The following is an 18,139-nucleotide window of genomic DNA, read 5'->3' on the forward strand; positions in this document are numbered from 1 at the left end:
GCGCTATTATACTGTACAAATACACAGTAAAACGAGGCTGCATCATGGCGGTAGAAGTTAAATACGTAGTCATTCGCGAAGGTGAGGAAAAAATGTCTTTTGCCAGCAAAAAGGAAGCCGATGCTTACGACAAAATGCTCGACCTGGCTGAAGTGCTGGGCGACTGGTTAGGCACCGGTCCGGTAGCTCTGGAAGAGGAGACCCGTGAACGCATGGCGATGTGGCTCGCCGAGCAAAAAGATGCCCTTAACGGCATTCTGAAATCCGGCAAACTCCCCGGCACAGAGAGCGAAGAGGATGCGCCCTCGGCAAAATCCGCTGAGGATGAGTCCTCTGACGCAGTCGATATTAAAAGCGCCAGCAAGCGAGCGAAAGTCGCCTGATCTTGCACCGCCAGCAATTTGTACCATGCTTTGAATGGGTATTAACCAGGAGATAAGCATGAAAATAGCAGGGGTAGCAACCGGTCTGTTTTTGCTGGCGGGCAGTATGGCGGCTCATGCCGCCACAGAGAAGGTGGTGAAGTTTCCTTCCTGTGAAGGGCTTAACGCTGAGGGCATTTCCGCCAGCGTTAAGCGCGACTATCTGCAAAACCGCATTGTGCGTTGGGCAGACGATCAGAAAAAAATTGGTCAGGCGGATCCTGTGGTATGGGTTAATCCGCAAGAGGTGACTGGCAAAGGTGATAAGTGGACGGTGCCGCTCACCGTGCGGGGTAAAAGCGCGGATATACATTACCGCGTAATGGTCGACTGTCCGGCAGGCAGCGCGGAGTACAAACCGCAGTCGTAGCGCCGAAATTTTCCTGATCTTTCCAGATACAGACACTTCCTGACATCCCCCTCGCTTACTCTTGCCTGACAACAGAGCTTAAGCGAGGGAAAATTATGAACTGGTTAAATCAATTACAGTCGCTGCTGGGTCAGAAAGGCGGTGCGTCGACCTCATCCTCCTCAGAAGGACAGGGGCTAAATAAACTTCTGATGCCGGGAGCGCTGGGCGGCCTTGCCGGTCTGCTGGTTGCCAATAAATCATCACGCAAATTGCTCGCCAAATATGGCACGGGCGCGCTGCTGGTGGGCGGCGGGGCGGTTGCTGGTACGGTGCTGTGGAATAAATATAAAGATCGTATTCGCGAAACCCATCAGGATGAGCCGCAGTTTGGGCAGCAGCAGTCGCCGCTGGATGTGCGCACCGAGCGCCTGATTCTGGCCCTGGTCTTTGCGGCGAAAAGCGACGGTCATATTGATGAGCAGGAGCAGGCGGCAATCGAGCCGCAGTTGCGCGAAGCGGGCATTGAAGACCAGGGGCGCGAGCTGGTGGCGAAAGCGCTGGAGCAGCCTCTTGATCCGGCGCGGCTGGCGCAGGGGGTCAAAAATGAGGAGGAGGCGCTGGAGCTCTACTTCCTCAGCTGTGCGGTTATCGACATCGATCACTTTATGGAGCGCAGCTATCTTAACGCGCTGGGCGATGCGCTGAAGGTGCCGCAGGACGTCCGTGAAGGCATCGAGGAGGATCTTCAGCAGCAAAAACGCGCCCTTACATCCTGAGTGCTCCAACGTTTCGCTTGCAACGCGCGTTTGTTTTGCCACCCTTATAGGTATGGAAAACAGAAAAAAGATAAGTGCTATGTTGCCGAAAGCAAAACAGATCCCCCACGCCATGACCGTTCATGGCGATACCCGTGTCGATAATTACTACTGGCTGCGGGACGACACGCGCTCCCACTCAGAGGTGCTTGATTATCTGCATCAGGAGAATGACTACGGACGGGAGGTGATGGCCTCCCAGCAAGCCCTGCAGGATGACCTGCTGCAGGAGATCATCTCCCGTATTCCTCAGCGCGAAGTCTCCGCGCCCTATATCCGTAACGGCTATCGTTACCGGCACATTTATGAGCCGGGCAATGAGTACGCCATCTATCAGCGCCAGTCGATGCTCAGTTCCGAATGGGATGAGTGGATCACTCTGCTGGATGCCAACCAGCGCGCCTCGCACAGCGAGTTCTACACCATGGGTGGCCTCGACATCTCGCCCGACAACACCATTATGGCGCTGGCGGAGGATTTCCTCTCAAGGCGGCAGTATGGGTTACGTTTTCGCAATCTGGAGACCGGCAACTGGTATCCGGAGGTGCTGGATAACGTCTCGCCAGATTTTGTCTGGGTGAACGACTCCGAGACCGTCTACTACGTGCGTAAACATGCCACCACGCTGCTGCCTTACCAGGTCTGGCGGCACACGGTCGGCTCGCCGATGCAGCAGGATGAGCTGGTCTACGAAGAGAAAGATGACACCTTTTATGTAGGGCTGAGCAAAACTACCTCGCAGCACTACATCACCATTCACCTTGCCAGCGCCACCACCAGCGAAGTGCTGCTGCTCGACGCCGAACTGCCGGATGCGCAGCCGCTCTGCTTTTTACCGCGGCGCAAAGAGCATGAGTACAGCCTCGATCACTACCAGCACACCTTCTATCTGCGCTCCAACCGCGATGGCAAAAACTTCGGCCTCTATCGCACCAAAGTGCGCGATGAGCGGCGCTGGGAAGCGCTAATCCCCGCTCGCGATCACATTATGCTGGAAGGCTTCACGCTGTTTACCGACTGGCTGGTGGTTGAAGAGCGACAGCGTGGTCTGACAAGCCTGCGGCAGATCAACCGTAAAACCCGGGAGGTGATCGGCATCGCCTTTGACGACCCCGCCTATGTCACCTGGCTTGCCTACAATCCCGAGCCGGAAACCTCGCGGCTGCGCTACGGTTACTCCTCAATGACCACGCCAGATACTCTGTTTGAGCTCGATATGGACACCGGCGAGCGGCGCGTGCTGAAGCAGACGGAAGTGGCGGGCTTTGATGCGAGCGACTATCGCAGTGAGCATCTTTGGGTGGTGGCACGGGACGGCGTGGAAGTGCCCGTCTCGCTGGTATACAACCACAACCATTTTCGCAAAGGCGAAAACCCGCTGCTGGTCTACGGCTACGGCTCCTACGGGGCGAGTATTGATGCCGACTTTAGCAGCAGCCGCCTGAGCTTGCTGGATCGTGGCTTTGTCTGCGCGATAGCGCATATTCGCGGCGGCGGCGAGCTGGGGCATGCCTGGTACGAAGAGGGCAAGTTCCTTAAAAAGCAAAATACCTTCAATGACTTTATTGACGTTACCGACAGTTTGCTGGAGCAGGGCTACGGCTCGCCACAATACTGCTATGCGATGGGCGGCAGCGCGGGCGGCATGCTGATGGGCGCGGTGATCAATATGCGTCCCTCTCTCTACCATGGCGTGATCGCCCAGGTGCCCTTTGTCGATGTGGTGACCACCATGCTCGATGAGTCGATCCCCTTAACGACCGGCGAGTTCGAGGAGTGGGGTAATCCGCAGGATGAGGCTTACTATCACTATATGAAAGGCTACAGCCCGTACGACAATATTGGCGCGCACCCCTATCCGCATATGCTGGTGACCACCGGCCTGCATGATTCGCAGGTGCAGTACTGGGAGCCGGCAAAATGGGTGGCGAAACTGCGGGAATATAAGACCGACAATAATCTGCTGCTGCTCTGCACCGATATGGATTCCGGGCACGGCGGTAAATCGGGGCGTTTTAAATCCTATGAAGGCGTGGCGCTGGAGTACGCGTTTCTGATCGCGCTGGCGCAGGGGACGCTGCCCGGCAAAGGGTAATTACCCCTCGCCAAGGTAGTGTTTGAGCGTTAAACGCAGCTCCGGGCTCATGCTGTTAAGGTTGTTAAACAGCCAGCGCAGGTAGCCCGGATCGCGGTCAGCGATCTCGGCAACCGGTTTGCCGCGGTATTTACCAAAGGTAAAAGTGGTCATCAGCGCCGGGCGTCCGGTGATGGTGGCCATCTGCTCCGCTGTCCAGCCAGAGACCTGCATAATGTCAATCAACAGGGCGGCGGTGATATAGCAATCATAGAGCGCGCGGTGGTGATGCAGACCGGCAGGCGTTTCTACGCTGAGCTTGCGCGAGTTATAGAGCGCCATATTGCTGTATTTGATCCCCGGCCATAAACGACGCGCCAGCTTCATGGTGCAGATCCACTCACCGGACATCTCTGGCAGCACGCGGCGGTCAAAGCTGGCATTGTGTGCCACATACCACTCGCTGCCGTGATAATAGGGGACAACTTCTTCGATCCAGGGCTGATCTGCGACCATCGCTTCTGTGATGCGGTGGATGGCCATCGCCTGCGGGCTGATGGGGCGATCCGGGCGAACCAGGTGGCTCTGCGGGTTCACGATTTTCCCGTCGACCACGTCCACCGAAGCGATCTCGACGATACCTCCCTGCAAATCGCAGGTTTCTGTATCGATAACACGTAACATAGTCGGCTCCATTATTTCACTTTCGGCTCATAGGGGAGGCGAGAGAGCGAGACGGAGGCCAGCCGGTGGGCAATCAGACGCTCGCGAAACCATCCGCGCAGATGTTCGGGTTGTTCGCGCTCAACCGCTTCGGCAATCACCGGCATATTGTAGCGCTCTTTGAAGGCAACGCCCGCGGCGGCCAGATCGACATTCACCTTATCCATCTCTTCTTGTTCGAGCTGCGCAAGATTGGTCATTATAAAGTTCTCCTCAGTTCAGGCGGCAAAAGTTACTAAGGCTGTCGCAGAAAGACAAGCGTGGCGGCGATGAGACTCGACTCAACTATTGTACAGGTTTATCCTCTATATCGTATGCATAACAAAAAGGAATGATTCTATGCTTATCTCCCCGACGCAGCGCTTACGCGCTTTTGCCCTCATTACCACACTTTTTGTCGCCCCGGCGGTGCTGGCGCATGCCCACCTCAAAGGGCAGTACCCGGCTGCGGATGCCGATGTGACGGCGGCACCGCAGGCATTAACGCTCAACTTTTCAGAAGGGATTGAGCCTGCGTTTAGCGGCATTAAAGTGACAGACGCGCAGCAGAAGCCGATCAAAACCGGGGCGGTAAAGCGCAACGAAAAGGATAAGACCCAGATGATTGTGCCGCTTGAACAGCCCCTGACTTCCGGTAAGTACACCGTCAGCTGGCATGTGGTCTCGGTCGACGGCCATAAAACTCACGGGCAATACAGCTTTTCTGTGAAGTAACATGCTGTCATCGCTCTTTGTCGGGCTGCGCTTTCTCCACTTCGCCGCCCTGATGCTGTTATTTGGCAGCGCGCTGTTCAGCGCCTGGCTGGCCCCGCACGATCTGCGCCGGACACTCACCCAACACTTCCTGCCGCTACAGCGCGTCTGCCTGATTTTGACAGCATTGAGCGCGCTGTTGCTCTATGCGGTGCAGGGCGGGATGATGGCTGGCGGCTGGCCGGAGGTGTGGCAGCCCGCGATATGGCGCGCGGTTGTCGGTACGCAAGCAGGCTCGCTGCTGGCCTGGCAAATCTTCCTCGCGCTACTGACCCTCTTTGCCGGGCTGTTGCAGCCAGCGCAGCAAAGAAAGCTGCTGCTGTTAACGACGCTGCAGTTTCTGCTGGCCGCAGGTCTCGGTCACGCAGCGATGCGCGAAGGGGTGCCCGGTGTGCTGCAACACCTTAACCATGCGCTGCATCTGCTGTGCGGGGCGATGTGGCTGGGCGGCCTGCTGCCGGTGCTGTTTTGCATGCAGCTGACGCGTGAGGGGAGCCAGCCTGCGGCTATTGGCGCGATGATGCGCTTCTCCCGTTATGGTCACCTGGCGGTGGCGGGCGTTATCCTTACCGGCATGGTTAATGCCGTGTTGATTCAGGGGCTGGCGTGGCCGTGGCAAAGCGCCTGGGGGCGCATGCTGTTGCTCAAATGTGCGCTTGTCGCGTTGATGGTGGCAATCGCGCTTGTGAACCGGTATGTTCTGGTGCCACGCTTGAGCCTGGGCGATATAAGTGCGCGGCAGCGCTTTATAACGTTAACCCGGGCAGAATTGATAATCGGTGCGCTGGTGCTGGCGGCGGTAAGCCTGTTTGCCACCTGGGAGCCTTTTTGAATAAATCTGGTGAAAAGAATGAAAAAGAGTGTGATTGCAGTATTAATGCTGACCAGCTCAGCCGCCGCGCTGGCTGCGCCGCAGGTGATAACCGTCAGCCGGTTCGAGGTTGGCAAAGAGAAATGGGCCTTCAATCGCGAAGAGATAATGCTGACCTGCCGACCGGGCAATGCCCTGTTCGCCATCAATCCCAGTACGCTGGTGCAGTATCCGCTCAATGATATCGCGCAGAAGCAGGTCGACAGCGGTAAAAGCACCGGTCAGCCGATCAGCATCATTCAGGTTGACGACCCAGACCATCCCGGCCAGAAAATGAGCCTCGCCCCCTTTATCGAGCGCGCAAAATCCCTCTGCACGGGCTGATGAAAATCGCCTGATCCAGCATAAAAAAACGCAGGTCCGGTTAACACCGCCTGCGTTTTTTTATGATAAACGTGACAATTACCGGATTTTTCTGACCACATTTGTCGCGGACTGGAAAAGCTGGTGTCGTCATCTATATTCTTAAGATGCAAGGCGACTTAGCCTGCATTAATGCCAACTTTTAGCGCACGGCTCTCTCCCAAGAGCCATTTCCCTGGACCGAATACAGGAATCGTATTCGGTCTTTTTTTATCTCTCTGGAATATGGCGTTTTTAGCGAGAGTTTCCCGAAAACATCATATTCGCTGCAAACCATAACATAACCCGCTATACGAGCGTCTAGCTATTTTTGTCATTGATGAATTGCAGCGGACTGCCCCTCCTTCTCAGGCAGATAACTGACAACTTCATGCCTTTTTCGCAACGCTACTCTCAAAACCTTCAATCGTTCAGGGGGAGTACGTCGCCTGTTTTCTATACTGAAAAGAGGGGGAGTGATTATGTATCAACGTATCGACGGCGCGCAGTGGCGGCATATCTGGCTGGTCGGCGATCTGCACGGCTGCTATCAACGCTTAATGCAGGCGCTGCGGGAGCGTCACTTCAACCCTTATGAGGATCTACTGATCTGCGTCGGTGACCTGATTGACCGGGGCCCGCAGAGTTTGCAGTGCCTTGCGCTGCTTAATCAACGCTGGTTTATCACCGTCCGTGGCAATCATGAACAGATGGCCATCGACGCCCTGCGGGAAAACAACCGCACGCTGTGGCAGATGAACGGCGGCGGCTGGTTTGCAAAGCTTAGCGAAGAGGAGCAACAGCAGGCGCTTGATGCTCTACGCAAATGTGAACAGTTACCCTATATTCTCGAGCTTCAGACGTCCGGCGGGCTGAATGTCATTGCGCACGCCGATTATCCGGCGAGTGAGTATGGCTGGCAAAAAGAGGTGGATAGCGAGTCGGTGCTGTGGCGGCGGGAGCGGCTTAACCAGCTTCTGTGCGGGAAAGGGGAGCGCATTATGGGGGCGGATGAGTTCTGGTTCGGGCATACGCCGCTAAAAACGCGCTTCGATGCCCATAACCAGCACTATATCGACACCGGCGCGGTGTTCGGCGGTGAGTTAACGCTGGTGCAATTGCAGTAGTTAAAAGTCGCTATAGTCGCGCGCCGGATGCCAGAAGCCATCGATAAAATCTTCTACGGGAAAACAACCGCCGTGACGCATACGCTGATCGTCCATCGCAGCCAGGCACTGTTGCTCACTATTAAAGACATCAACCACGATGTCGTCACATCCACCGTCCAGGTAGCAAACAAATAAGACCAGCGCGAACATTCCATCCTCGGTTCTGTACAACGTAACGATAAGTGTAGGGGATGAATGGGGGCAGGGGAAATCAGGCAGGTAAATAACCCGTCTCACGGACGGGTTCCCATAGGATCAGGCAAGACGCATGATCCAGGTATCAGACTGCTCGTCATAATGTTCGCGATAAAGGACAGAATGCTCGCCGTTAAGGATCGCAGGAATGCTGGTTTCCGCGTCCCAGGCATCAAGCTGCATACATAAATCGGGGTCTGAACTGCATGGAATATGCAGTTTGCGCTCACCCTGACTCTCTCCCTGCAACTCGGCATCATCGATTTCGAATGCGCCAATGCGCACGCTGGTTTTCGTCATAATGCTCTCCGTCGATCGTTAAAATGTGGTACGACCAGTAAAGCCGCCCACATTTCAGCCTGGTACAACAGCCGGAAAGTCGCCAGTCAAAAAATGCGTTTTTTATGCGCTCCGTCACGCCTTGCCGGCGAAAAGCTGACCGTCGCGCACCAGCTCGCGCGGATAGCTGTTTTTCAGCCGTGACCCCACTTTTTTCGCAAGCCCCAGCGCCTGCCCCTGGAAGGTCACAATCGCTTCATCCCCGGCTGGCAAGGCCTGCGGGTAAATATCGCGGCCGCGATACCACGCTTCCGCTTCCTCTGTCGTCAGCTCAAAGGCCAGCGGATTGTTATCACCTGCCAGGGCGATCACCGCCTCATGCTGCCAGCGATAGCCCTTGTTATGGGTCTCCGCGAGGCGCATGCCGAGGCGGGAAAAGCGGACTTTTCCGATCAGATCTTCAATGGCGGCAGGGAATAACCAGATCTCTTTATCACGCTGCCACAGACGCAGAGAATCACCCCAGCGTAAGCCGACCTCAGCCGCTGCGGCGGTGACGGCAGCGCTTTCGCGCGTCTTCAGCGGCGCAAACGGAAATTGACCAACTTTGTAGGTCGGGGCCGGTAAGCGCTCTACCGCTGCGGTTTTACGCAGGCGGGCGACGAAGAACCCTTCGCAGTCAAAAATTTGCGGAAAGACATGCAGAAAGCCCTCTGCCGTCAGCGCCTGCTCTGCGCCCTCGAACAGCTTGCCGAGCGGTTCGAACTCAACGGCATCAGGGTACTGCTGCGCTAACCAGTGGCAGACGGCTTCGTTTTCGTCGCGGTTCAGCGTGCAGGTGGAGTAGACCAGCACGCCGCCAGGGCGCAGGGCATGAAAGGCGCTGTCGATAAGCTCGCGCTGGGTGGCGGCAATCTCCAGGTTGCTGGCGTGGGACCAGTTTTTCAGCGCATCGGCATCTTTGCGCACCACCCCTTCGCCGGAGCAGGGCGCATCCAGCAGAATGGCGTCAAACATTTCGGGTAACGCAGCACCAAACACGCGGCCGTCGAAATGGGTCAACGCCACATTCTGGATGCCACAGCGGCTGATATTCGCATGCAGCACTTTTACCCGGCTGGCAGAGAACTCATTCGCAAGGATGGCACCCTGATTCCCCATGCGGGCGGCAATCTGCGTGGTTTTCGATCCCGGCGCGGCGGCGACATCCATCACGCGCAGCGGCATCGCTTCTCCGGCAAACAGCGCGGCAACGGGTAGCATTGAGCTCGCTTCCTGGATGTAAAACAGGCCGCTCAGATGTTCCGCCGTGCTGCCTAAAGGCAGGCTCTCCTCCTCGTCGCGTTCGATCCAGAAACCCTCCGCGCACCATGGCACCGGCGTTAACTGCCAGCCATAGGGCGCGACCAGCGAAAGGAAGTCATCGACGGAAATTTTCAGCGTATTGACGCGAATACTGCGGCGCAGCGGGCGCTGGCAGGCGGCAATAAACTCATCAAAATCGAGATGCTCAGGCATCGCCAGGCGCATCTGGGCGAGAAATTCTTCAGGAAGGTAAACAGCGTTTTGAGCCACGGGGCGCCCCAGAAGGAAAAAAAGAGGCGCGCAGTGTAGCATAAAGGCTCCGGCGCGGGCACGCCGGAGCACTCAGGTTAACGTGGCAGCGCGGTACCCCACTGTCGCCACTCTTTCGGTTCGCTCTCCAGCAGCAGGAAGTGTTTGCCCGGCTGCGCTTTCGGGGCCAGCGGCGTTTCCGGTGGCGTCGCAAAGGCGATCCCGCCGCGAATAAACTGATTAAAGGTGCCGGTTTTCACAACCCCGCCGGTCAGGCCAAAGTCCAGCGTATAACCGGAGGCTAACCAGAAGACCGAGTTATTGCGCACCAGATGCTGGTAACGCTTACTGACGCGCATGGCGATCATCACGCGGTCGGAGAGGGTACCCAGCGCAAGGCCGGTCACCGTTCCCACTTCAATACCGCGGAACAGCACCGGTGTGCCGATATTCATTGAACCCACTTCCGGCGCTTCAACCACAATGTTCAACCCATCAAGGTAACGGGAATCAGTAATCGTCGCTTCGGCGAGCTCAAAATCGCGGCGCGCATCGCCATGCCCAGGCTCGACGTTGATATAGGGCTGCAAAATAGTGTCGAGATGTTCAACACCACCGGCGGAGATCTGCGGCGTGATCACCGAGAAGCGCGATCCGGCGCGGGCGAAGTTGCGCACATATTCCGGATAGAGCACGGCGCTGGCCTGCACTTCGTTTTTATCCGTCAGCAGATGCAGCTCCTGCACCTGGCCGATATCGATGCCGAGGTAGCGAATCGGCATCCCTTCTGCCAGCTTGCCGGCGTCGAAAGCATGCAAAGTGATCTTGCCGCCGACGGCGCGCGCTTCGGTTTCTGAGGCGTAAAGGATACGTTTATCGCCTTTACGCAACCGCGCACCCGCACCGCTGCGGTTATCGAAGCTGATGGCACCCTTGATCGCGCGCGAAAGGGGCGAAGCCTGCACCGTTAATCCGCTGCCGTTAAGCTGCACCTTCGCGCCGCCTTCCGCCCAGAAGACGCTGTCGGCGGTGAGCAAGTTGCGATACTCCGGCTTGATATGCAGATCGATATCAAAGGCATTGGCGCGCGGACGCACGGTGATCACTTCACCCACTTCAAATTTACGATAGAGCACCACCGATCCCGCCTGCACATCCGGCAGGGTATCCGCCGTCAGCGTCAGGGTGGTGGTAGGCAGATCGCTAAGGCTGTTCTCCAGCGCTTTATCAAGGTTGGCGAAGAGCGGGTAGGTGGGTTTCATCTCCCCTTTATCACCCGGAAGAATGCGGATGCCGCCGCTGATCCACTCACTGGCGCTGGCGGCGAGGAATTCCACGCCATCCAGCCCCAGCTTCACATCTACGCGACTGTTGACCACAAACTTGCTGTCGCCATGCACCAGATCGCGATATTGCGGATCGATGGCAACGGCAAACGAGACGCCTTTGTTGGTTAGCTTACGCTCCAGTACCTGGCCGACCTGCACACCGTGCAGCACCAGCGGCTGCCCGGCATCGATGCCATAACTCTCCGGCGCGGTGAGCGTCAGGGTGATGACGCCCGGCTCCTGCAGCAGATTTTTATCCGCGGGCAGCACAACGAACTGATCGCGCGGCTGGCCTTCGCCGGGAATAAGCTCCAGCGTGCTGCCGGTCAGTAGCGAGCTGAGATTGGTATTGCTTAGCGAGACTTTCGGGTTGCGCATCTCAATGCGCGTATTATCACGCAGGAGATTGACGACACCCGGATCGACGGTCAATTCACCGGTTACTTTGCCACCCGGATTAAGGGTGATGTCTGTCAGTTCGCCCACTTCCAGCCCCTGATACATCAGCGGCGTTGAGCCGGCTTTCAGCCCCTGACCGCCCGGCAGATCGAGCTTGATGATCACGCCGCGCTGGCTGTGGGCCAAATCTTTGTATAAGCCAAATTCATCATCGACTGACGCCGGTTCCGAGTTATCCGGCGAGTCGAAGGCAATAGCGCCGTTAACCAGCGCAGCCAGGCTCTCCAGCTCCACTTTCGCCCCGCTCAGACCGACGTCCGCTTTCACACCCGAGATATTCCAGAAGCGGCTGCCTTTTTTCACCAGATTGGTAAAACGGCGCTCAATCAGCACATCTACTGTGACGCCCTGTTTATTTTTGTTGATGGCGTAATCATAAACGCGGCCAACGGGGATCTTGCGGAAATAGACCAGCGAGCCGCTGTTGAGCGAACCAAGATCCGGTGCGTGCAGATGAATCATCAAATCGCCATTATTGAGGCGGTATTTCGGCTGCGTGTCGAGGGCAGTGAAGTGATCCTGCGGTTCACCTTTGCCTGGCATCATACCGATATAGTTACCGCCGACCAGCGCATCCAGCCCCGAGACGCCCGCCAGCGACGCTTTCGGCGTCACCAGCCAGAACTGCGTTTCGTTGCGTAGCGCATCTTTCATATCGGCTTTGATGCTGGCGCGCACCTGAATCTTCTTCAGATCGTCGCTCAGGCTAATATCCTGCACCGTCCCGACTTCCACCCCCTGATAGCGAATGGGCGTACGTCCGGCGACGATGCCGTCAGCGGACATAAAGTCGATGGTGATAGTGTTGGCGCGATCTTCATAGCTACTCCAGACCAGCCAGCCGGCGATCAGCAAAGCGATCACCGGCAGCAACCAGAACGGTGAAATGCGTCGTTTTGTTTTAATGCGCGCTTCAGTCGGCGAAGCGTGGTTTTCCTGACTCATGTGCATCCCAAAGTAAGCGGCTGTCCAGCCATTCCACAGCAAGAATAGTCAAAATAACCGCCGCGCCGAAATAAAACGCAGCGGGTCCCATAGTAAAGGCGAGAAGCTGGTCGCGATTGATCAGTGACATTGTCAGCGAGATGACAAACAGATCGAGCATCGACCAGCGCCCAATCCAGGTCACAAAGCGCAGAAGAAGGATGCGAGTGCGTAGCCCCTGTTCAAATTTGAAATGAATACTGACCAGCAAAGTGAACAGTACGATCACCTTGGTAAACGGCACCAGAATACTGGCGATAAAAACGATTCCCGCCACGGCGATATTGCTATTACCGAGTGAAATAATGCCCGACATAATGGTATCGGCCTGCCGCGAACCGTTGATGTAGACCACCGAAATCGGTAGCAGGTTAGCGGGCAGCAGAAAAATCATCGAGGCAATCAGCGCCGCCCAGCACTTCTGCAGGCTGTGTCGGCGGCGATACCGCAGCGGAATATGGCAGCGCGGGCATCTGCCGCGAGCATCAGGCAAGCCGGTGAAGTGGCAGCCGAGGCAGGCACGCAGTTGCGGGTCGGGGCGCTTAGCCGGGCGCTGCGGGTAAAAACGCTCCCACAACTGCTCAACGTTCAGATGGATAAGCGTCATCACGCTGAGAATGGTTAACGCCACAAAGGCAACAAGGCCGACGCCGGGCTGCAGGTAAGCGTAATCCTGCACTTTGATTGAGGCGACGCCAATCCCTACCAGATAGATATCGAGCATCACCCACTCTTTCAGGCGCTCAAGCATCAGCAAAACCGGGCGCAGATTCATCCCGAGCCGGTTGCCGAACCATAAATAGGCGATTGCACTAACCAGCACCAGCGGCGCGCCAACGGTACAGAAGAGCACCATCGCCCCGGTAAGCGCATCGCCCTGGGCGGTCATTTGCCAGATCCCCTGCAGCAGGTTGGCATCAATACGCACGCCCAGCAGGTAAAAGTGGAGCAGCGGTTCGCCCCAGGCAAAAGGCATCAGCATCAGCATCGTCACCGCCATAGCAGCGAGACGGGTTAATGACCAGTCGCGTCCATCGCGGATCTTGGCATCGCAGCAGGGACAAAATGCACTTTGGTGCGATTTCATAACCGGTAACGCAAAAAGCGTATCGCATTGCGGGCAGCGCTGATAATGTGCCCGTGGCAAAGCTTCGCCGACATGATGGATCGCAATTTTTTTGTTAAGCGAAATGTGTTGTATCTTTAGTGCCATCGGCCGGATCAGAAAAGGGTTAGATGCATCTATATTAACTCATGATGAGAACATCTTGAGCATCAACGCATTTAATGCTTATTTTATTAGGCTTAGCCGTTTACTCAGTAAGACACCAAAGTGGTTGGATAATGAACAAAGCAGAGTTTTACGCGGATTTAAACCGCGATTTTCAGGCATTAATGGCAGGTGAAACCAGTTTTTTAGCGACGTTGTCGAATACCAGCGCGCTGCTGTTTGAACGTCTGGATGGGGTCAACTGGGCCGGTTTCTATTTACTGGAGGGCGACACGCTGGTGTTAGGGCCGTTCCAGGGCAAAATCGCCTGTGTTCGCATTCCTGTCGGGCGCGGTGTCTGTGGTAGCGCGGTCGCGCAAAACCGTGTGCAGCGGATTGAAGACGTTCATCAATTTGACGGACATATCGCCTGCGATGCGGCCAGCAACTCTGAAATTGTGCTGCCGATCACAGTAAGTGGTCAGATCATTGGCGTGCTGGACATCGATAGCGTCGAATTTTCGCGCTTTAGCGAAGAGGATGAAAAGGGCCTGCGCGAGCTGGTTTCTCATCTGGAACAGTGCCTTGCGGCAACCGATTATCAAAAATTCTTTGCGACAGTCGCAGGATAATCAACGGATAACGTAGCATTTACTGTTAGCGTCATTATAATGACGCCTGTTCATGCCTGCGCTTGTTGGCAACGTCCGTTGTAATCAGGAAATTTCATGGAAAATCAACCTAAGTTGAATAGCAGTAAAGAAGTGATCGCTTTTTTGGCCGAACGTTTCCCTCACTGTTTCAGTGCTGAAGGCGAGGCACGCCCCCTGAAAATCGGTATCTTTCAGGATTTAGTGGCGCGTGTTGAGGGTGAGATGAATCTCAGTAAAACCCAGCTTCGTTCCGCTTTACGTCTTTATACTTCGAGCTGGCGTTACCTGTACGGTATCAAAGCTGGCGCGACGCGTGTCGATCTCGACGGCAACGCCTGTGGCGTGCTGGATGAGCAACACGTTGAGCATGCCCGCAAGCAGCTTGAAGAAGCGAAAGCCCGTGTTCAGGCGCAACGCGCTGAACAGCAAGCCAAAAAACGTGAAGCTGCCGCTGCTGCTGGTCAGGAAGACGCACCGCGTCGTGAGCGCAAACCTCGTCCGGCTCCGCGCCGTAAAGAGGGCGCAGAACAACGCAAGCCTCGCGCCGATAAGCCGGCGGCTAAACCGCAGCGCGAACGCGCACCGCAGCAGGAAGAGCGCCATACGCCAGTTTCTGATATCTCCGTGCTGAGCGTGGGTCAGGACCTGAAAGTGAAAGCGGGTAATAACGCGATGAGCGCAACCGTGCTTGAAATCACTAAAGACGGCGTTCGCGTACAGCTTAGCTCGGGTATGTCGATGATTGTACGCGCAGAACATCTCTTGTTCTGAAACGGAGGCCTGGCCTGGCATGAACACTTTGTTTAAGCGCACAGCGTTGGCAGGCCTGTTATTCGTAACAGGCCACGCCCTGGCTGTGGAAGATATTACCCGGGCCGATCAAATCCCGGTGTTAAAAGAAGAGACGCAGCACGCCACGGTGAGCGAGCGCGTCACTTCGCGTTTCACTCGCTCCCACTATCGCCAGTTCGATCTGGACAACGCCTTCTCTGCGAAGATTTTCACCCGCTATCTTAATCTGCTTGATTACAGCCACAACGTCCTGCTGGCCAGCGACGTTGAGCAGTTCTCGCAGAAGAAAAATGAGATTGGTGACGAGCTGCGCAGCGGCAAGCTGGACGTCTTTTACGACCTCTACAATAAAGCGCAGCAGCGCCGTTTTGAGCGCTACCAGTACGCTCTTAAAGTGCTGGAGCGGCCGATGGATTTCACCGGTAACGACTCGTTTAACCTCGATCGCAGCAAAGCACCATGGCCTAAAGATGAGGCCGAGCTGAATGCGCTGTGGGACAGCAAGGTTAAATATGACGAACTGAGCCTTAAGCTCACCGGTAAAGATGAGAAAGAGATCCGCGAGACCCTCTCTCGTCGCTATAAGTTCGCCATTCGCCGTCTGGCGCAAACCAACAGCGAAGATGTCTTCTCGCTGGCGATGACCGCCTTTGCGCGTGAAATCGATCCGCACACCAACTACCTGTCGCCGCGCAATACCGAGCAGTTCAACACCGAAATGAGCCTCTCGCTTGAGGGGATTGGCGCGGTGTTGCAGGGCGATGATGACTATACGGTCATCAACTCGATGGTTGCTGGTGGTCCGGCGGCGAAGAGCAAAGCCATTACCGTCGGCGATCGCATCGTTGGTGTCGGTCAGACCGGGCAGAATATGGTCGATGTGATCGGCTGGCGTCTTGACGACGTCGTTGCGCTGATTAAAGGGCCGAAAGGCAGCAAAGTGCGTCTTGAGATCCTGCCTGCGGGCAAGGGGACGAAAACGCGCATTGTTACGCTGACGCGCGAGCGCATCCGTCTTGAAGATCGCGCAGTGAAAATGTCGGTTAAAACCATCGGCAAAGAAAAAGTCGGCGTGCTGGATATTCCTGGTTTCTACGTTGGCCTGACCGATGACGTGAAAGTGCAGCTGCAAAAGCTGGAAAAACAGAACGTCAAGAGCGTGATTATCGATCTGCGTGCTAACGGTGGCGGGGCGCTGACGGAAGCAGTGTCGCTCTCCGGCCTGTTTATCCCGTCCGGCCCGGTAGTGCAGGTACGCGATAATAACGGCAAAGTGCGTGAAGATAGCGATACCGATGGCGTGGTCTACTACAAAGGACCGCTGGTGGTGCTGGTTGACCGCTTCAGCGCCTCGGCATCGGAGATCTTCGCGGCGGCAATGCAGGATTATGGCCGCGCGCTGATTGTCGGCGAACCGACTTTCGGTAAAGGCACCGTGCAGCAGTACCGCTCCCTTAACCGTATCTACGATCAGATGTTGCGCCCGGAATGGCCAGCGCTGGGTTCGGTGCAGTACACCATCCAGAAATTCTATCGTGTGAACGGCGGCAGTACGCAGCGTAAAGGCGTAACGCCGGATATCATCATGCCGACCGGCACGCAGGTAACGGAAACCGGGGAGAAATTCGAGGATAACGCACTGCCGTGGGACAGCATCAATGCTGCCACTTTTGTGCGCGCCGGCGATTTGAAACCTTTCGGTCCTGAGCTGCTGAAAAAGCACGATGAGCGTATCGCCAAAGATCCTGAGTTCCAGTACATCAATAAGGACATTGCGCGTTTTGAAGCCCTGAAAGCGAAACGCGATATGGTCTCGCTGAACCTGGCGCAGCGTGAAAAAGAGAATGCTGAAGATGATGCTATTCGTCTTTCGCGTCTCAACGATCGCTTCAAGCGCGAAGGCAAGCCGCCGTTGAAGAAACTGGACGATTTGCCGAAGGATTATCAGGAGCCGGATCCCTATCTTGATGAGACGGTGCATATCGCGCTCGACCTGGCGCATCTTGAAAAAGATCAGCCCGCGGAATCAACCGCCTCTGCTAAGTAACTCCTCCCAACAGGCACAAGAAATTGTGCCTGTTTTTTTAACAACACCTCCTCCTCGTAAGCATCCTGCTACAAAGTGTAAAGTTGTGTTTTTCTCGTGACTTACGCGGCATTGTTGCTTGAAAATAGCCCGCACGCCCATACGATGTGGATAACCGCATAGTGCGTTTTGTTAAATCGAGGTTAAAAGAAAATTATGATGCGAATCGCGCTCTTCCTGTTGACTAACCTGGCTGTCATGTTGGTGTTCGGCCTTGTGCTTAGCCTGACGGGCATTCAGTCGAGCAGCGTTCAGGGGTTAATGATTATGGCGCTGCTGTTCGGTTTTGGCGGCTCGTTCATTTCGCTGTTGATGTCGAAATGGATGGCGCTGAAATCTGTAGGTGGTGAAGTGATTGAGCAGCCGCGCAACGATATGGAGCGCTGGCTGATGGAGACCGTTGCACAGCAGTCTCGCCAGGCAGGCATTGCGATGCCGCAGGTGGCGATTTATCACGCGCCGGATATTAACGCCTTCGCCACCGGTGCCCGCCGTGATGCTTCCCTGGTCGCCGTCAGTACCGGCCTGTTGCAAAACATGAGCCGCGATGAGGCCGAAGCGGTCATCGCTCATGAGATCAGCCATATTGCCAACGGTGACATGGTGACCATGACGCTGATTCAGGGGATTGTGAACACCTTCGTTATCTTTATCTCCCGCATTATTGCCCAGATTGCCGCAGGCTTCATGGGTGGAGACCGCGATGAGGGCGAAGAGAGCAACGGCAATCCGCTGGTCTACTTTGCCGTCGCGACGGTGCTCGAGCTGGTGTTTGGTATCCTGGCGAGCGTTATCACCATGTGGTTCTCCCGCTACCGTGAATTCCATGCCGATGCGGGTTCAGCCCGTCTGGTAGGTCGCGAGAAGATGATTGCTGCGCTGCAAAGGCTGAAAACCAGCTATGAGCCGCAGGAAGCTAGCAGCATGATGGCGTTTTGCATCAACGGTAAGTCAAAATCGCTGAGCGAACTCTTTATGACGCACCCGCCGCTGGATAAACGTATTGAAGCGTTACGTTCCGGGGCATACCTGAAGTAATTACCGCCACCAAAGATAAAGCGCGTCCATTGACGCGCTT

Annotated in this window: 19 protein-coding genes; 12 read left to right on the plus strand and 7 right to left on the minus strand. The window is 55.8% G+C overall.

The features are described from left to right. Positions 1–44 precede the first annotated feature (44 nt). The 4 genes from N7V53_RS09860 (at position 45) to ptrB (ending at position 3,684) form a co-directional block, all read left to right on the plus strand. Entirely contained in the window at positions 45–383 is a 339-nt protein-coding gene (locus N7V53_RS09860) for a YebG family protein (RefSeq protein WP_279793240.1), read from the plus strand. 58 nt (positions 384–441) lie between these two features. Then, entirely contained in the window at positions 442–792 is a 351-nt protein-coding gene (yebF, locus tag N7V53_RS09865; protein ID WP_279793241.1) for a protein YebF, read from the plus strand. A 92-nt stretch (positions 793–884) separates the two neighbouring features. After that, complete coding sequence (locus N7V53_RS09870; protein WP_279793563.1) at positions 885–1,550, plus strand: tellurite resistance TerB family protein; 666 nt, start codon at positions 885–887, stop codon at positions 1,548–1,550. Between the two features lie 79 nt (positions 1,551–1,629). Beyond that, entirely contained in the window at positions 1,630–3,684 is a 2,055-nt protein-coding gene (gene ptrB, locus N7V53_RS09875) for an oligopeptidase B (protein WP_279793242.1), read from the plus strand. Here ptrB and exoX read toward each other — a convergent pair whose 3' ends face one another. Further along, positions 3,685–4,347, minus strand: coding sequence for an exodeoxyribonuclease X (exoX, locus tag N7V53_RS09880; RefSeq protein WP_023480129.1), 663 nt, complete (start codon positions 4,345–4,347; stop codon positions 3,685–3,687). An 11-nt stretch (positions 4,348–4,358) separates the two neighbouring features. Continuing rightward, a complete protein-coding gene (locus N7V53_RS09885; RefSeq protein WP_034813210.1) occupies positions 4,359–4,589 on the minus strand; it encodes a DNA polymerase III subunit theta in 231 nt (76 codons plus the stop codon). Positions 4,590–4,725: 136 nt separating this feature from the next. Between N7V53_RS09885 and yobA the strand changes: the two genes are divergently transcribed. The 4 genes from yobA to pphA all read left to right on the plus strand — a co-directional run bounded on the left by yobA (position 4,726) and on the right by pphA (position 7,479). Beyond that, the gene (yobA, locus tag N7V53_RS09890; RefSeq protein WP_023480070.1) at positions 4,726–5,100 is read left to right on the plus strand and encodes a CopC domain-containing protein YobA; all 375 of its coding nucleotides are present in this window, start codon (positions 4,726–4,728) and stop codon (positions 5,098–5,100) included. 1 nt (position 5,101) lies between these two features. Further along, on the plus strand, positions 5,102–5,971 hold the full coding sequence (gene copD / locus N7V53_RS09895; protein WP_279793243.1) for a copper homeostasis membrane protein CopD: 870 nt from the start codon (positions 5,102–5,104) through the stop codon (positions 5,969–5,971). Positions 5,972–5,989: 18 nt separating this feature from the next. After that, a complete protein-coding gene (locus N7V53_RS09900; protein WP_023480140.1) occupies positions 5,990–6,334 on the plus strand; it encodes a YebY family protein in 345 nt (114 codons plus the stop codon). A 500-nt stretch (positions 6,335–6,834) separates the two neighbouring features. Further along, a complete protein-coding gene (gene pphA / locus N7V53_RS09905) occupies positions 6,835–7,479 on the plus strand; it encodes a protein-serine/threonine phosphatase (RefSeq protein ID WP_279793245.1) in 645 nt (214 codons plus the stop codon). On the opposite strand, the gene N7V53_RS09910 is transcribed toward pphA, so the two are convergent. The 5 genes from N7V53_RS09910 to yebS all read right to left on the minus strand — a co-directional run bounded on the left by N7V53_RS09910 (position 7,480) and on the right by yebS (position 13,533). Beyond that, positions 7,480–7,671 carry a YebW family protein gene (locus N7V53_RS09910; protein ID WP_023480173.1) on the minus strand — a complete coding sequence of 64 codons (192 nt, stop codon included), beginning with the start codon at positions 7,669–7,671 and terminating at the stop codon, positions 7,480–7,482. A 105-nt stretch (positions 7,672–7,776) separates the two neighbouring features. Continuing rightward, positions 7,777–8,016, minus strand: a complete 240-nt coding sequence (locus N7V53_RS09915) for a YebV family protein (protein ID WP_023480127.1) — start codon at positions 8,014–8,016, stop codon at positions 7,777–7,779. Positions 8,017–8,130: 114 nt separating this feature from the next. Continuing rightward, entirely contained in the window at positions 8,131–9,570 is a 1,440-nt protein-coding gene (gene rsmF / locus N7V53_RS09920; protein WP_279793248.1) for a 16S rRNA (cytosine(1407)-C(5))-methyltransferase RsmF, read from the minus strand. Between the two features lie 77 nt (positions 9,571–9,647). Next, on the minus strand, positions 9,648–12,281 hold the full coding sequence (locus tag N7V53_RS09925) for a PqiB family protein (RefSeq protein ID WP_279793249.1): 2,634 nt from the start codon (positions 12,279–12,281) through the stop codon (positions 9,648–9,650). Continuing rightward, the gene (yebS, locus tag N7V53_RS09930; RefSeq protein ID WP_124968062.1) at positions 12,250–13,533 is read right to left on the minus strand and encodes a membrane integrity lipid transport subunit YebS; all 1,284 of its coding nucleotides are present in this window, start codon (positions 13,531–13,533) and stop codon (positions 12,250–12,252) included. Before yebS ends, N7V53_RS09925 begins: the two co-directional genes overlap by 32 nt. A 131-nt stretch (positions 13,534–13,664) precedes the next feature. Here yebS and N7V53_RS09935 point away from each other — a divergent pair, with 131 nt between their 5' ends. From N7V53_RS09935 to htpX, 4 genes are all read left to right on the plus strand, one after another. After that, positions 13,665–14,162, plus strand: coding sequence for a GAF domain-containing protein (locus N7V53_RS09935; RefSeq protein WP_034813241.1), 498 nt, complete (start codon positions 13,665–13,667; stop codon positions 14,160–14,162). A 96-nt stretch (positions 14,163–14,258) separates the two neighbouring features. Next, a complete protein-coding gene (proQ, locus tag N7V53_RS09940) occupies positions 14,259–14,954 on the plus strand; it encodes an RNA chaperone ProQ (protein WP_023480122.1) in 696 nt (231 codons plus the stop codon). 19 nt (positions 14,955–14,973) lie between these two features. Beyond that, positions 14,974–17,022: a carboxy terminal-processing peptidase gene (prc, locus tag N7V53_RS09945; protein WP_279793252.1), complete on the plus strand. Its 2,049-nt coding sequence runs from the start codon at positions 14,974–14,976 to the stop codon at positions 17,020–17,022. 195 nt (positions 17,023–17,217) lie between these two features. Continuing rightward, complete coding sequence (gene htpX / locus N7V53_RS09950) at positions 17,218–18,099, plus strand: protease HtpX (protein WP_094419640.1); 882 nt, start codon at positions 17,218–17,220, stop codon at positions 18,097–18,099. Positions 18,100–18,139: the final 40 nt, after the last annotated feature.

It is taken from the genome of Kosakonia sp. HypNH10 (assembly GCF_029850615.1).
GTDB lineage: Bacteria > Pseudomonadota > Gammaproteobacteria > Enterobacterales > Enterobacteriaceae > Kosakonia > Kosakonia cowanii.

Bases quoted from the DNA above. Each gene is read 5' to 3' on its own strand.
- N7V53_RS09860 (WP_279793240.1), top strand. From the start codon at position 45: ATGGCGGTAGAAGTTAAATACGTAGTCATTCGCGAAGGTGAGGAAAAA.
- yebF (WP_279793241.1), top strand. From the start codon at position 442: ATGAAAATAGCAGGGGTAGCAACCGGTCTGTTTTTGCTGGCGGGCAGT.
- ptrB (WP_279793242.1), top strand. From the start codon at position 1,630: ATGTTGCCGAAAGCAAAACAGATCCCCCACGCCATGACCGTTCATGGC.
- exoX (WP_023480129.1), bottom strand. From the start codon at position 4,347: ATGTTACGTGTTATCGATACAGAAACCTGCGATTTGCAGGGAGGTATC.
- yobA (WP_023480070.1), top strand. From the start codon at position 4,726: ATGCTTATCTCCCCGACGCAGCGCTTACGCGCTTTTGCCCTCATTACC.
- copD (WP_279793243.1), top strand. From the start codon at position 5,102: ATGCTGTCATCGCTCTTTGTCGGGCTGCGCTTTCTCCACTTCGCCGCC.
- N7V53_RS09900 (WP_023480140.1), top strand. From the start codon at position 5,990: ATGAAAAAGAGTGTGATTGCAGTATTAATGCTGACCAGCTCAGCCGCC.
- pphA (WP_279793245.1), top strand. From the start codon at position 6,835: ATGTATCAACGTATCGACGGCGCGCAGTGGCGGCATATCTGGCTGGTC.
- N7V53_RS09910 (WP_023480173.1), bottom strand. From the start codon at position 7,671: ATGTTCGCGCTGGTCTTATTTGTTTGCTACCTGGACGGTGGATGTGAC.
- N7V53_RS09915 (WP_023480127.1), bottom strand. From the start codon at position 8,016: ATGACGAAAACCAGCGTGCGCATTGGCGCATTCGAAATCGATGATGCC.
- N7V53_RS09925 (WP_279793249.1), bottom strand. From the start codon at position 12,281: ATGAGTCAGGAAAACCACGCTTCGCCGACTGAAGCGCGCATTAAAACA.
- yebS (WP_124968062.1), bottom strand. From the start codon at position 13,533: ATGGCACTAAAGATACAACACATTTCGCTTAACAAAAAAATTGCGATC.
- N7V53_RS09935 (WP_034813241.1), top strand. From the start codon at position 13,665: ATGAACAAAGCAGAGTTTTACGCGGATTTAAACCGCGATTTTCAGGCA.
- proQ (WP_023480122.1), top strand. From the start codon at position 14,259: ATGGAAAATCAACCTAAGTTGAATAGCAGTAAAGAAGTGATCGCTTTT.
- prc (WP_279793252.1), top strand. From the start codon at position 14,974: ATGAACACTTTGTTTAAGCGCACAGCGTTGGCAGGCCTGTTATTCGTA.
- htpX (WP_094419640.1), top strand. From the start codon at position 17,218: ATGATGCGAATCGCGCTCTTCCTGTTGACTAACCTGGCTGTCATGTTG.